Here is a 13,691-nt window from a genome sequence, read left to right as displayed (position 1 = left end):
TTCGGCCCCGGGCTCCCCCGGCCCGGCCGGTTCGGGACCGGCCGGAAGAATGGCCGGGTGGACCTGGAACAGCTGGCGGAGCTGCGTACGCCCGAGGGGTCGGCCGCGCTCGCGGCGGCGGCCGACGTGGCCGGCGGCGACCCGCTGGCCGCGGCGGCGGCGCTCCGCTCGGCCGGGGTGCCCGCCGCGCTCGTCGCGGCGGCGCTCACCCAGGCCGAACTGCGCCGCCGGGCGGTCGGCAAGTTCGGTGCGGCGGCCACCGGCATGTTCTTCACCCGCGCCGGACTGGAGCAGGCCACCCGGGGCGTGGTGGCACGCCGTCGCGCCGACCGGCTCCGCGCCGCCGGCGTGACCACCCTGGCGGACCTCGGCTGCGGCCTCGGCGCCGACGCGCTCGCCGCCGCCCGTGCCGGCATCCGGGTGTACGGAGTGGAGGCCGACCCGCTCACCGCCGCGATGGCCGCCGCGAACGCCGAGGCGACCGGGCTGGCCGAACGGTTCACCGTGGAGTGCGGCGACGCCACCGGGTTCGACGTGCGCCGGGTCGACGGGGTCTTCTGCGACCCCGCCCGCCGGAAGGCCGGCCGGCGGATCTTCGACCCGAACGCGTACTCGCCGCCGTGGGACTTCGTGGTCGGGCTGGCCGAGCGGGTACCGCGCACGGTGGTGAAGGTGGCGCCCGGCCTCGACCACGCGCTGATCCCGCCCGGCGCGGAGGCGGAGTGGGTGAGCGTCGACGGCGACCTGGTCGAGGCCGCCCTCTGGTGCGGCGACCTGGCGACCGTCCCCCGCCGTGCGACCGCGCTGAAGGAAGGGCCCCCTTTTAACGCCTCCGGTAGAGAAGGGTCCCCTTCTCACCGCGCGACCGTCCACGAGCTGACCGGTTCCGGCACGGTCGAGGCGCCGGTCGGTCCCGTGCGACGGTACGTGTACGACCCGGACCCGGCGGTGGTCCGCGCGCACCTCGTCGCCGAACTGGCCGGTGAACTCGATGCCACGCTGGCCGACCCGGCGATCGCCTACCTGTACGCCGACACCCCCGCACCGACACCGTTCGCCCGTTGCCTGGAGATCACCGACGTGCTGCCGTTCTCGCTGAAGCGGCTGCGGGCGCTGCTGCGTGAACGCCAGGTCGGCCGGGTCGAGATCCTGAAGCGCGGCTCGGCGCTCGAACCAGAGAAGCTCCGCCGCGACCTGAAACTCACCGGCAACCAACCAGCCAGCCTCATCCTGACCCGGGTGGCCGGCGCCCCGACGGTCCTGATCGCCCGCCCGCTCCCACCCCGCTGATCCAACCCCGTTGATCATGAGGTTAGCGGCGACGGCAACGGCGTGTCGCACCACTAACCTCATGATCAACGCGGGCTTCCGGCGGGGATACCGGGTGGAACGGGTGGGGCGGTGGCATTAGGTTGGCGGGCGTGGCGGGACAGGGGACTCCGGCGACGGCCTTGCTGGCGAAGCGGAAGGTCGCGCACCGCACCCATCCGTACGACGTCTCGCCGGAGGCGCCGAACTACGGTGCGCTGGTGGCGGCGGCGCTCGGCGTGCCCGCGGAGCGCGTCTTCAAGTCACTGGTGACCGAGGTCGACGGCACGCTCGCCGTCGCGGTCGTCCCGGTGGCCGGCGAGCTGGACCTGAAGGCCCTCGCCGCGGCGGTGGGCGGCAAGCGGGCCGCGATGGCCGACCGCACGGTGGCCGAGCGCACCACCGGATACGTACGGGGTGGGATCAGCCCGCTCGGCCAGCGCAAGCGTCTGCCCACCGTGCTCGACGGGAGCGCCCTGCGGCACGACACCGTGTACGTCTCGGCCGGCCGCCGGGGCCTCCAGCTGGAACTGGCACCGCAGGACCTGGCCGCCCTCACCGACGCCACGACCGCCCGGATCGCCTCCGCCTGACCCCGGCGCCCGGCACTTCCCCGGCTACTCCGGTCCGCCCGTTTCACCCGACCTTGCCCCGCCGGAGAGCGCTCGCCGCTTGGGTAAAGCCCGGGAGTCGCTGACGTTGCCGAATTGTTACTGCCCACAACAAACTCATGACCTCGGCACTCTTGTGCCGGCGGTGGAGCGCGGAATACGTTGCCGGGCACAACAAAACAACCACCATCCCCCACCTCCGAAAGGACCCTGCACATGCGCAAGGGCTTCCTCGCCGTCGCCGCCGCGGGCCTCCTGGCCACCGGCAGCATGGCGGCCTGTGGTGACAACTCCGGCGGCGGCGACCAGGCCGGCGGCAGCGGCAAGACCCCGAAGATCGGCGTCATCCTTCCGGACAGCAAGTCCTCCGCCCGCTGGGAGGGCGCGGACCGCAAGTTCCTGGAGGAGGCCTTCAAGGCCGCCGGCGTCGACTACGACATCCAGAACGCCCAGGGCGACAAGTCCCAGTTCCAGACCATCGCCGACCAGATGATCACCCAGGGCGTCACTGCCCTCATGATCGTCAACCTGGACTCCGGCACCGGCAAGGCCGTGCTGGACAAGGCGAAGGCGCAGGGCGTCGCCACCATCGACTACGACCGGCTGACCCTCGGCGGCTCGGCCGAGTACTACGTCAGCTTCGACAACGAGGCCGTCGGCAAGCTCCAGGGCGAGGGCCTCAGCAAGTGCCTGACCGACAAGGGCGCAAAGAACCCGGTCGTGGCGTACCTCAACGGCTCGCCTACCGACAACAACGCGACCCTGTTCAAGAACGGGTACGACTCGATCCTCAAGCCGAAGTTCGACTCGGGCGAGTTCACCAAGGGTCCGGACCAGTCAGTGCCGGACTGGGACAACGCCCAGGCGGCCACGATCTTCGAGCAGATGCTGACCCAGACCGGCGGCAAGATCGACGGCGTGCTGGCCGCGAACGACGGGCTCGGCAACGCGGCGATCTCGGTGCTGAAGAAGAACAAGCTCAACGGCAAGGTCCCGGTGACCGGCCAGGACGCCACCCCGCAGGGCCTGCAGAACATTCTCGCCGGCGACCAGTGCATGACCGTCTACAAGGCGATCAAGGAGGAGGCCAAGGCCGCCGCCGACCTCGCCATCGGGCTGGCCAAGGGCGAGCGCAAGCAGACCGGCCAGAACGTCAAGGACCCGGAGAGCGGGCGGGACGTCGCGTCCGTGCTGCTCACCCCGAAGCTGATCTACAAGGAGAACGTCAAGGACGTCATCGCCGACGGCTTCGTGACCAAGGAAGAGGTCTGCACCGGCGACTTCGCCAAGCTCTGCACCGACGCCGGCATCAGCTGAACCCCGCCGTGGTGAGCGCCGCCCGACACGGGCCACCCCCCGTGCCGGGCGGCGCGCCGCCGCTACCGACGGGCTGAAGAGACCTCCCCTTGAGCCGTAAGGAGAACCCCGTGTCCGCGACCCCCCTGCTGGAGCTACGCGGGATCGACAAGAGCTTCGGTCCCGTCCAGGTCCTGCGCGACGTCGCCTTCTCCGCCTACCCCGGCGAGGTGACCGCGCTGGTCGGCGACAACGGCGCCGGCAAGTCCACCCTGGTCAAGTGCATCAGCGGCATCTACCCGACCGACGCCGGGGAGTTCGTCTTCGACGGCCGGCCGGTGACCATCAACAGCCCGCGCGACGCCGCGGGGCTCGGCATCGAGGTCGTCTACCAGGATCTCGCGCTCTGCGACAACCTCGACATCGTGCAGAACATGTTCCTCGGCCGGGAGAAGCGCAGCGGCATCGTGCTGGACGAGCCGACCATGGAGCAGATGGCGGCCGAGACGCTCGCGGGCCTCTCCGTACGGACGGTCAAGTCGCTGCGCCAGCACGTCTCCAGCCTCTCCGGCGGCCAGCGCCAGACGGTGGCCATCGCCAAGGCCGTGCTCTGGAACAGCCGCGTGGTCATCCTCGACGAGCCCACCGCCGCGCTCGGCGTCGCGCAGACCGCGCAGGTGCTCGAACTGGTCCGCCGGCTGGCCGACAACGGCCTGGCCGTGGTGCTCATCTCGCACAACATGAACGACGTCTTCGCCGTCTCCGACCGCATCGCCGCGCTCTACCTCGGCCAGATGGTCGCCCAGGTGAGGACCACCGACATCACCCATGCCCAGGTCGTCGAGCTGATCACCGCCGGCCGCTCCGGCGCGCTCGGCCTGAGGAACGGGCAGAACGAGACCGGCGGCGAGCCCGCCGCCACCCCGGGAGCCGTCCGATGACCACCACCGCAGTACGCGAGGAGGGGCCGGCGGCCGTCACCGCGGCGCCCACCCTCGGCAGCCACTTCCGCAGCTACGTGAGCCGGGTGCGCGGCGGGGACATGGGCGCCCTGCCGGCCGTCCTCGGCCTGATCGTGCTCTGCACCGTCTTCGCCGTCATGCGGCCGTCGTTCCTCACCGCCGCCAACTTCGCCAACCTGTTCACCCAGGGAGCGGCGGTCACGCTCATCGCCATGGGACTGGTCTTCGTCCTGCTGCTCGGCGAGATCGACCTCTCCGCCGGCTTCGCCAGCGGAGTCTGCGCAGCGGTGTTGGCCAACGTGGCGACGGTGCTCGGCTACCCCTGGTACGTCGCGGTGCTCGCCGCCGTCCTGACCGGCATGGTGATCGGCACCACGCTCGGCATGCTGGTGGCCAAGATCGGCATCCCCTCCTTCGTGGTCACCCTCGCCGGGTTCCTCGCTTTCCAGGGCATCGTGCTGCTGCTCATGGAGGAGGGGAGGAACATCTCGGTCCGGGATTCGGTGCTGGTGGCGATCGCGAACCGGAACCTTCCTCCGGTGATCGGCTGGGCGCTGGCCGGGCTCGCCGTCGCCAGCTACGCCGCGATCCAACTGGTGCGGCACCGCACCCGCGCGGCCCGCGGCCTGGTCACCGACCCGTTCGCGGTCGTGCTCGCCCGGATCGTCGGGCTGGCCGCCGTCCTCGGCACCGCAGTCTTCATCCTCAACCAGGAACGCAGCTTCAACACCCTGATCAACTCGCTCAAGGGCGTGCCGATCGTGGTGCCGATCATCGCGGTGCTGCTAATCGTCTGGACTTTCATCCTCCAGCGGACCAGCTACGGCCGGCACGTCTACGCGGTCGGCGGCAACCGGGAGGCCGCCCGCCGGGCCGGCATCAACGTGGACCGGATCCGCATCTCGGTCTTCGTGATCTGCTCCTCGATGGCCGCGATCGGCGGCATCGTCGCCGCCAGCCGGGCCAACTCCGTCGACCCGAACACGGGTGGCAGTAACGTGCTGCTCTACGCCGTCGGCGCGGCGGTGATCGGTGGGACGAGCCTCTTCGGCGGCAAGGGCCGGGTGCTCGACGCGGTGCTCGGCGGCGCGGTCGTCGCGGTGATCGACAACGGAATGGGTCTGATGGGCTACAGCTCGGGCGTCAAGTACATCGTCACCGGTGTGGTCCTGCTCCTCGCCGCGAGCGTGGACGCACTCTCCCGGCGACGGGCCGCCGCCACCGGCACCCGCTGACCAGCTTCACCCGGAGTAGCACACCGCGATGCGCGTAGGACCGAGCCAGGACGAGATCCGCCGGCAGAACCTCGGGGCGCTGCTGCGCCACGTCCACCTGCACGGGGCGACGTCACGGGCGGAACTCACCACCGCGCTCGGGTTGAACCGCAGCACCATCGGCGCACTCACCACCGACCTCGCCGCGGCCGGACTGGTGAGCGAGGGGGCGCCGAAGGAAACCGGCCGGGCCGGACGACCGTCGCTGGTCGTCCGGCCCGAGTCGGCCCGGGTGCACGCGTACGCGTACTCCATCGAGGTGGACCGGCTGCGGGCCGCGCGGGTGGGTCTCGGCGGTGAGGTGCTCGACCGCCGGGAGCTGGAGCGGCCCCCCGGCCTCACCGCCGCGGAGGCCGCCCCGCTGCTGGCCGGGGCGGGCAAGGAGATGCAGCAGACCGTGTCCGCGGACGCGATCTGCGTCGGCGCTGGCGTCGCCGTCTGTGGGATGGTCCGCCGCGACGACGGCCTGGTCCGGCTCGGCCCGACGACGGGCTGGGTGGACGAGCCGATCGGCGCGGCGATCGGCGCGGAGCTGGGCCCGGACCTGCCGGTCAGCGTGGGCAACGTGGCCGACGTGGCGGCCTTCGCGGAGCACGCCCGGGGCGCGGCGGCCGGCTGCGACAACGTCATCTACCTGTACGGCGACGTCGGCGTCGGCGCCGGCATCATCGCCGGCGGACGGCGGCTGACCGGGCACGGGGGCTACAGCGGCGAGGTCGGGCACATGGTCGTGGTGCGCGACGGCGCCCGCTGCGAGTGCGGGTCCCGCGGCTGCTGGGAGACCGAGATCGGCGAGCACGGCCTGCTCCGCGCGGCCGGCCGCTCGGACGCGCGCGGCCGCGAGGCGCTGCTGGCCGTCTTCGACGCCGCCGACCGGGGCGACGCCCGCGCCCAGACGGCGGTACGGCAGGCCGGCGACTGGCTCGGCTTCGGCGTCGCCAACCTCGTCAACATCTTCAACCCGGAGATGGTCATCTTCGGCGGCACCATGCGGGACCTCTACCTGGCCGCTGCGGCCCAGGTGCGCAGCCGTCTCAACTCGATCGCGCTGCCGGCCTGCCTGGAGCACGTCCGGCTGCGAACCCCGAAGCTCGGTGAGGACGCCCCGCTGATCGGCGCCGCCGAGCTGGCCTTCGAACGCCTCCTCGCCGACCCGCTCGACGTCGGCTGATTCGCGGATCCCCACTGAACTGATCCGGCGCTCAATCCGTACCTGAGGACGGACGGGCGGCCGGCGAGGTGCGGCTGCCCGGCCGAGACGTACCGGCCCGGAACCCAGGAGGCACCGCAGACATGGCACCGCGCAGATCCGCCCGTCGCCAGGGCCACCGGACCCGTCGTTTGGCGGTCCTGCTCATCGCGTTCGCCGCCGGGCTCGGGGTGCTGCCCGGCGCGGCTCTCGCCGCCCCGGCCGGCCAGCAGCTCAACGCCGCCGACGCCGCACTGCTGGCCGGTGTCCGGCTGGCCGGGCTGTGGGAGATGCCCGCCGGCCAGATGGCCGCCGAGAAGGGACGGTCGCCGCGGGTGCGGGAGATCGGCGCGGAGATCGCCAAGCAGCACGAGGAGCTGGACCGGCTGACCGTGGAGGCCGCGAACAAACTCGGCGCGATCATCCCGACCGACCCGACCCCGGAGCAGAAGGGGTGGCTGACGGAGATGAAGAACGCGCGTGGGACGCAGTTCGACCAGATCTTCGTCACCCGGCTGCGGGTGGCCCACGGCAACATCTTTCCGGTGATCGGCGCGGTGCGGGCCACCACCCGCGACCCGATCATCCGGGAACTGGCCGAGGCGGCGAACACGTTCGTCAACAACCACATGCAGATGCTGGAGAGCACCGGGCTGGTCCGCTGGGCGGAGCTGCCGCCGGCCGCGCTGCCCGCGCCGGGCGAGGACGGTCTGCTCGCGGCGGCGTCGGCCAACACGGCACCCCAGTTCGGGGTCAGCAGCGCGCTGGTCTGGCTGGTCTTCCTCGCCGCCCTCGGCACCGGCGGCGTCGCCACCTGGCGGATGCTCCGCCGCACCTGACACCCGCCGCGCCCCTACCGCCCATGCGGATGACACGAACCAGGGAATCCCCGCCCGGACGCATCCGGGCGGGGATTCTCCTCGGGCTCGTCCTGGCCTGCCTGTGCCTCACCGTGCTCCCGGCGAGTCCGGCGGCCGCGCACGCCGTCGTGGTCGCCACGACCCCGCAGCGCGACGAGGTCGTCGGCTACGCGCCCCGGGAGGTGGTGGTCACCTTCAGCGAGCCGGTGGCACCGGTCCCCGGCCGGATCCAGGTGCTCGCCCCGGACGGCCGGCGGATCAGCGTCGGCGAACCGGAGGTACGCGGAGCGACGCTCCGCATCCGCGTCCGGGTCCCGGACCGGCCGCTCGGCACCTACCTGGTCAGCTACCGGGTCATCTCGGCGGACAGCCACCCGGTCGCCGGCAGCTTCACCTACTCCGCCGGGGCACCCTCCAGCACCCCGCCGCAGCCGGGGCCGGAGGACGCGTCGCCCGGCGGCCCGCTGGTGCCGGCGGCCAAGTACCTCGGATACCTGGGTCTGGTCGCGGCGGTCGGCCCGACCCTGTTGGCGGCCACGATGTGGCCCCGCCGGCGCTCCCGGCGCGGCGCCCTCGTCGTGGCGTGGACGGGGCTCGGGCTGGTCGCCGTCGCCACGGCCGCCACCTGGGTCGGGCAGGCCGCCGAGGCGGTCGGCGTGCCGGTCGGCGAGTTGTCCCCCGCGGACCTCCGGGCGGTCGGCACCGGCCCGGTGGCGGTGGTGTACGCCGTCCGGCTGGCACTGCTCGGGGTCGGCGCCACGCTGCTGCCCGCCGTCGTCGGGGGCACCGCCGGCCGTTCACGCACCGCGCTGCTGGCGGTGGTGGGGCTGGCCGCGGCGGCGACCTGGCCGCTCGCCGGGCATCCCGTCGCCGCTCCGCTGCCACCGGTGAGCATCGCCCTGGTCACCATCCACCTCGCCGCGGTGACCGTCTGGCTGGGCGGGCTGCTCACCCTCACGGCGTTCCTGCTGCGCCGGACCCACCCCCGGGTCCTCGCCCGGATCCTGCCGGGCTGGTCGAGGTGCGCCACCGTGGCGGTGGGCTGGCTGGTCATCACCGGCGTCGGTCAGGCGGCGATCGAACTCGGCCGGCCGTCGGCGCTGCTGGGCAGCGCGTACGGCCGGCTGCTCTGCGCGAAGGCCGCCCTGCTGGCCGCCGTCCTCGCCGTGGCCGCCTGGCAGCGGCACCTCGTCCGGCGGCGGGTCGCCGCCGGCCGCCCCCGCTGGGTCGCCCGCGCGGCCGGTGTCGAACTCGCGGCGACCGCGGTCGTGCTCGCCCTCACCGCCGTGCTCGTGCAGACCCCGCCGGGGCGCACCGCCGGGACGGAGGCGGCCGGGGCGGCCCGGGACGGCATCGCGCGGTCCGTCAGCACCGACCTGCTCACCGTGCAGTTCGACGTGTACCCCGCACAGGCCGGCGCGCTGAACAGCCTGCACGCCTACGTCTACACCCCCGCCGCGAAGCCGCTGCCGGTCGTCGAGTGGAGGGTCACCGCCGCGCTCCCGGCCGCCGGTGTCGAGCCGATCGCCGTCCCGGTCGACACACCGGAGCCGCACCACGCCAGCGCGGCGCTCCGCTTCCCGGTCCCCGGCGAGTGGACGGTCCGGATCACCGCCCGGGTCTCCGACATCGACCAGTCAACCGTCACCGCGACGGTGCCCGTGCGCTGACCGCGGTGGTGGCGGTACGGCCCGGCGAGCGGTTCAGGCGGGTCGCCGGCACGCCGCCGGGCGGCGTCAGCGGTCGACCTGCGTGAAGTCCCAGGAGTGCGGCGGGCGGGCGACCAGCGTCACCGGCGGGTCGGGCAGCGGCCGGGGGTTGCCGCGCCACTTGGAGATCACCACCACCCGGTGGTCGGTGGACGAGAACACCTCGCTGGACAGGTGCAGCGGGTCGTGGTCGAAGTCGGGCAGGGCGGTGTCGCACACCCACGTGATGAGGTCGGCCACCCCGTACGGCTCGGCCCGCACCTCCCACATTCGGACGATCACGTCGGCTCCTCCCCTCACACGCTGACCGTGGTCAGCGGCATCGCCGAATCCGCCGGAAGGTCCAGCCGGCTCGGCGCGACACCGGAGGCGACCAGGTGCGAGCCGAGCGCGGCGACCATCGCGCCGTTGTCGGTGCACAGCTTCGGCCGCGGCATCCGCACCCGGACGCCCTGTTTCGCCGCGCGCTCCCCGGCCATCGCCCGCAGCCGCGAGTTGGCCGCGACTCCCCCACCGATCACCAGGGTCTCCACCCCGTTGGCCCGGCAGGCGTCGAGCGCCTTCCCCACCAGCACGTCGCAGACCGCCTCCTGGAACGACGCGGCCACGTCGGCCACCGGGACCGGCTCGCCGGCCCGCTGCCGCGCCTCGACCCAGCGGGCCACCGCGGTCTTCAGCCCGGAGAACGAGAAGTCGTACCGGTGCGCCACCAGGTCCTTCGCGGCGGTCAGCCCGCGCGGGAAGCCGATGGCGCCCGGGTCACCCGCCCCGGCCTCCCGGTCGATGTACGGGCCGCCGGGGAAGGGCAGGCCGAGCAGCCGAGCCACCTTGTCGAACGCCTCGCCGGCCGCGTCGTCGATCGTCGCGCCGAGCGGGGTCACCCCACGCGCGAGGTCGTCGACCAGCAGCAGGGACGAGTGCCCGCCGGACACCAGCAGGGCGACCGCCGGCTCGGGCAGCGGCCCGTGCTCCAGGGTGTCCACGGCGACGTGCGCGGCGAGGTGGTTGACGCCGTACACCGGCTTCTCGGCGGCGACCGCGTACCCCTTCGCGGCGGCGACGCCGACCAGCAGCGCGCCCGCCAGCCCGGGCCCGGCGGTGACCGCGATGGCGTCGACGTCGGCGAGCGTCACCCCCGCCTCGGCCAGCGCCCGGTCCATCGTGGGCACGATCGCCTCCAGGTGCGCCCGGCTGGCCACCTCGGGGACCACGCCGCCGAACCGGGCGTGCTGCTCGACACTGCTGGCGAGCGCGTCGGCGAGCAGGGTGTGCCCGCGGACGATGCCGACCCCCGTCTCGTCGCAGGAGGTCTCGATCCCGAGGACCAGGGGTTCGTCAGCCATCGCTCCGCTCCTCGTGCCGCTGCATGACCAGCGCGTCGGTGTTGCTCGGCTGGTAGTAGCCACGCCGTACGCCGATCACCTCGAAGCCGTACATCGCGTAGAGCTTCTGGGCGGGGGCGTTGTCCGCGGCGACCTCCAGCAGCATGCTGCGGACGCGCCGCCGTGCCGCCTCGGCCAGCAGCGCCTCCAGCAGCAGCCGCCCGACGCCCCGGCGCTGCGCCTCCCGCCGTACGGCGATGTTCTGCACCCAGGCCTCGTCCGGCGAGGCGGTCGCGAGCCCGGCGTAGCCCAGCACGGCGCCGCCGTCGTCGGTCGCGACCAGGTAGTAATGCCCGTTGGCCAGCTCGTTCCAGAACATCGCCGGGGACCACTGCTCGGCACCGAACAGGTCCGCCTCGATCGGCAGGACGTCTTCGATGTGCCACCACCGGAACCGCTCCAGCCGCACGCTGCTCACGGGGTCACCTCGGCTCGCAACCCGGGCACGCTCCTCGCGGTCACGGTAGGACCGGCTTGCGCGCGGTCGCCGCGACCGCGTCCGGCCGCCGCAGGTAGAGGGGGGTCAGCGGTTCCCCGGGCGCGCCGGCTCGGATCCGCTCGGCCGCGAGCAGGGCCAGCACGGCGGCCTCCGGGTAGCGGGGCTCGGCCGCGACCGGCAGGGCCAGCGTCTCCGCGTACCGGTGCGCACCGTCACCCACGGCGAGGGTGACGGCCAGGCCCCGGGCGCGCTCGGCGGCCACCGCCGGAGCGGACACCTCGGGGCCGGCGATCCGCTGGCCCGCACCGTCGTAGACCGCCCAGTAGATCTCCCGGCGCCGCGCGTCGCTGGCGGCGAGGACCGGTTCGCCGGCGGCCGCCGGGTGGCCGATCCCGTCCAGCGAGCAGACACCGTACGTGGGAACGCCGAGCACCTGCCCCATCGTGGCGGCGGTGACCAGCCCCACCCGCAGCCCGGTGAACGGGCCGGGGCCGAGACCCGCGACGATCGCGGTGAGGTCGGCGGGGCGCGCGCCGGCGTCGGCGAGGACCGCGTCCACCTGCGGGGCGAGCAGCTCCCCGTGCGCGCGGGCGTCGACGGTGCGGCGGTGCGCCCGGGTCTCGACGCCGGCCGCCGAGACCTCCACCAGCGCGGCGGTCACCGCGGGCGTCGAGCTGTCCACCACCAGTACGAGCACGGTGAACCAGCCTAGCCGCCCCGACGCTCACCCCGAGTGACGCCCCGGATCACCGCAGATCCCGCTGCCCACAGCGCCCCGCCCGTGCCGCTCCGCCGAGCCGGCACCCCGCCAGCCCCCCACCCAGCCAGCACCCCGCCAGACTTTCCTCTGCCCTGCCCGTCCCTCCGCCAGGCTTCCCCTCCGTTGGGGACCGATGCGCGCCCGCCGGCTCGGCTGCTCGGTGTCCCGATGCCGTCCGGCCAGGAGCGGGTGCGTGCGCCTTCTGGTGCCGGACCACGGCATGTCGGGCTGGGAAGACCTGGTGCTGAGCGATATGCCGCTCAGTCATATTTATGACCGACAGTCATATCGCTTTCCACCTAGTTGTCATCCTCTGGCGGTGACGAAGAGTTCCCTCGCCCAGCAGATCGCCGCGACGCTCCGCCGCGAGCGGACGTCGCGGTTCCTCACCCAGCAGGCCCTCGCCGACCTCGCCGGCATCAGCCAGAGCGCTCTGGCCCGAATCGAGCGCGGTGACCGCGTGCCAAGCATCCCGCTGGTCGAGCGGACCTTCGCCACCCTCGATCTCCAGCTCCGCGTCACGGTGGAGCAGCTCGACGCCCACCTGGACGCCCAGCTCGACGAGCTCGCCGCGCGACCGCTGGCGGACCGGCTCGACGACCTTCCGCTGGACCGGGTCCTGGAGCGGCTCGGCGACCTGCCGCACCTCCTGACCGGCTGCACCGCGGCACTGATCCAAGGCGTGCCGGTGCCCGTGGACGGCATCGACCTCGCCGTCCGTTGGCGGGACTCAGCCCGGTTCACCGCCTGGCTCGAAGCCGTCTACGGACAGCGGTGGAACGAGCGGTGGGGCGACTACGGCGGGCTGCGCCTCGAGCCGGAGGAGCCGGGCGAACACCGCTGGCGCACCCGGTACGGGGAGATCCGCGCGCAGATGTGCGACGAGCTGCCGGAGGCCATCGAGGTGAAGCACCGCGATCGCGGCTACCGGGTGGTGCCGGTAGGGGTGCTGGAGCTGACCGACCCCCGGACAGCGTCGCTTCTGCAGCGTTGGCGCAGCCGGGCCGCTGGCTGACCGGCCGGAGGCTCAGCCGGCCGTGCGCTCCCAGTCGATCGTCGGCAGGCCGACGTCGGCGAGCGCCTTGTTGGCGGCGCTGAACGGGCGGCTGCCGAGGAACCCGCGCGGATTCATCGGGCTGGGGTGGCCGGCCTCCAGCACCACGTGCCGCGGGTTGGTCACCAGGGCCGCCTTCTTGCGCGCGTACCCGCCCCAGAGCAGGAACACCACCCGCGTCTCCAGCGCGTCGAGGGCGCGGATGGTGGCGTCGGTGAACTCCTCCCAACCGGAGTTCGCGTGCGAGCCGGGCGTGGCCTGGCGGACCGTCAACACCGCGTTGAGCAGCAGCACCCCCTGCGCCGCCCAGCCGCTGAGGTTGCCGCCGGCCGGCTTCGGCACACCCAGGTCGTCACCCAGCTCCTTGAAGACGTTGCGCAGCGACGGCGGCACGGCCACCCCGTCCCGGACGCTGAAGCTCAGCCCGTGCGCCTGCCCGACCCGGTGGTACGGGTCCTGCCCGAGGATCAGCACCCGGCAGTCCGCCGGGGCGCAGAGCCGGTAGGCCGAGAACAGGTCCTCGACGGGCGGGAAGACGGTCTGCGTGGCGTACTCCCGGGCGACGAACCCGGCGAGCGCCGCGGTGCGGGCCGGGTCGAGGTGCGGGGTGAGCGCCGTGCGCCACGCCTCCGGCAGCAACGCCGGCAGGTCCAGGGTGGGAACGTCGTCGGGCATCGGCGGCCTTTCCGGTCAGGTCGGTCCCGGGCACTCTAGACGAGTGATTCCCAACTCTGGGTTGAGCGGCGTGGCAGGTTGACCAGCGCAAGTAGAGAGGGCATCGATGGTCGTTTGTGAAGACAGACCTCGACACCCTCTTGACCGCACTGTACGTGCTTATCGACGACCA

At 73.3% G+C, this 13,691-nt stretch carries 14 protein-coding genes; 9 read left to right on the top strand and 5 right to left on the bottom strand.

What is annotated here, in order from left to right; all coding sequences use genetic code 11:
- Window positions 1–57: 57 nt before the first annotated feature.
- The 8 genes from AB0873_RS05570 to AB0873_RS05535 all read left to right on the top strand — a co-directional run bounded on the left by AB0873_RS05570 (window position 58) and on the right by AB0873_RS05535 (window position 9,170).
- The gene (locus tag AB0873_RS05570; RefSeq protein ID WP_366598586.1) at window positions 58–1,290 is read left to right on the top strand and encodes a methyltransferase domain-containing protein; all 1,233 of its coding nucleotides are present in this window, start codon (window positions 58–60) and stop codon (window positions 1,288–1,290) included.
- Between the two features lie 131 nt (window positions 1,291–1,421).
- Window positions 1,422–1,901 carry a Cys-tRNA(Pro) deacylase gene (gene ybaK / locus AB0873_RS05565; RefSeq protein ID WP_366598585.1) on the top strand — a complete coding sequence of 160 codons (480 nt, stop codon included), beginning with the start codon at window positions 1,422–1,424 and terminating at the stop codon, window positions 1,899–1,901.
- 234 nt (window positions 1,902–2,135) lie between these two features.
- Window positions 2,136–3,236, top strand: a complete 1,101-nt coding sequence (locus tag AB0873_RS05560; protein WP_366598584.1) for a substrate-binding domain-containing protein — start codon at window positions 2,136–2,138, stop codon at window positions 3,234–3,236.
- A gap of 110 nt (window positions 3,237–3,346) precedes the next feature.
- A complete protein-coding gene (locus AB0873_RS05555; RefSeq protein WP_366598583.1) occupies window positions 3,347–4,156 on the top strand; it encodes an ATP-binding cassette domain-containing protein in 810 nt (269 codons plus the stop codon).
- Window positions 4,153–5,412 (top strand): ABC transporter permease, encoded by a 1,260-nt coding sequence (locus AB0873_RS05550; RefSeq protein WP_366598582.1) that lies wholly within the window; start codon window positions 4,153–4,155, stop codon window positions 5,410–5,412. Before AB0873_RS05555 ends, AB0873_RS05550 begins: the two co-directional genes overlap by 4 nt.
- Before the next feature lie 28 nt (window positions 5,413–5,440).
- The gene (locus tag AB0873_RS05545) at window positions 5,441–6,622 is read left to right on the top strand and encodes an ROK family protein (RefSeq protein ID WP_155330293.1); all 1,182 of its coding nucleotides are present in this window, start codon (window positions 5,441–5,443) and stop codon (window positions 6,620–6,622) included.
- Window positions 6,623–6,744: 122 nt separating this feature from the next.
- The gene (locus tag AB0873_RS05540; RefSeq protein ID WP_155330292.1) at window positions 6,745–7,479 is read left to right on the top strand and encodes a DUF4142 domain-containing protein; all 735 of its coding nucleotides are present in this window, start codon (window positions 6,745–6,747) and stop codon (window positions 7,477–7,479) included.
- Between the two features lie 29 nt (window positions 7,480–7,508).
- Window positions 7,509–9,170, top strand: a complete 1,662-nt coding sequence (locus AB0873_RS05535; protein WP_366598581.1) for a copper resistance protein CopC — start codon at window positions 7,509–7,511, stop codon at window positions 9,168–9,170.
- Between the two features lie 66 nt (window positions 9,171–9,236).
- On the opposite strand, the gene AB0873_RS05530 is transcribed toward AB0873_RS05535, so the two are convergent.
- The 4 genes from AB0873_RS05530 to tsaB are packed head-to-tail and all read right to left on the bottom strand — an operon-like array spanning window position 9,237 to window position 11,727.
- Window positions 9,237–9,491 carry a hypothetical protein gene (locus AB0873_RS05530; protein WP_155330290.1) on the bottom strand — a complete coding sequence of 85 codons (255 nt, stop codon included), beginning with the start codon at window positions 9,489–9,491 and terminating at the stop codon, window positions 9,237–9,239.
- 14 nt (window positions 9,492–9,505) lie between these two features.
- Window positions 9,506–10,552: a tRNA (adenosine(37)-N6)-threonylcarbamoyltransferase complex transferase subunit TsaD gene (gene tsaD / locus AB0873_RS05525; protein ID WP_155330289.1), complete on the bottom strand. Its 1,047-nt coding sequence runs from the start codon at window positions 10,550–10,552 to the stop codon at window positions 9,506–9,508.
- Window positions 10,545–11,009, bottom strand: a complete 465-nt coding sequence (gene rimI, locus AB0873_RS05520) for a ribosomal protein S18-alanine N-acetyltransferase (protein WP_366598580.1) — start codon at window positions 11,007–11,009, stop codon at window positions 10,545–10,547. Before rimI ends, tsaD begins: the two co-directional genes overlap by 8 nt.
- Before the next feature lie 40 nt (window positions 11,010–11,049).
- A complete protein-coding gene (gene tsaB / locus AB0873_RS05515) occupies window positions 11,050–11,727 on the bottom strand; it encodes a tRNA (adenosine(37)-N6)-threonylcarbamoyltransferase complex dimerization subunit type 1 TsaB (protein ID WP_155330288.1) in 678 nt (225 codons plus the stop codon).
- A 382-nt stretch (window positions 11,728–12,109) separates the two neighbouring features.
- Here tsaB and AB0873_RS05510 point away from each other — a divergent pair, with 382 nt between their 5' ends.
- On the top strand, window positions 12,110–12,805 hold the full coding sequence (locus tag AB0873_RS05510; protein ID WP_366598579.1) for a helix-turn-helix transcriptional regulator: 696 nt from the start codon (window positions 12,110–12,112) through the stop codon (window positions 12,803–12,805).
- Window positions 12,806–12,817: 12 nt separating this feature from the next.
- On the opposite strand, the gene ung is transcribed toward AB0873_RS05510, so the two are convergent.
- Window positions 12,818–13,519, bottom strand: coding sequence for a uracil-DNA glycosylase (gene ung, locus AB0873_RS05505; RefSeq protein ID WP_366598578.1), 702 nt, complete (start codon window positions 13,517–13,519; stop codon window positions 12,818–12,820).
- Between the last annotated feature and the right edge of the window lie 172 nt (window positions 13,520–13,691).

It is taken from the genome of Micromonospora sp. NPDC047707, from assembly GCF_040704235.1.
GTDB lineage: Bacteria > Actinomycetota > Actinomycetes > Mycobacteriales > Micromonosporaceae > Micromonospora.
Note: the sequence above shows the minus strand (reverse complement) of the source record. Positions and strands in the feature narration are given on the sequence as shown.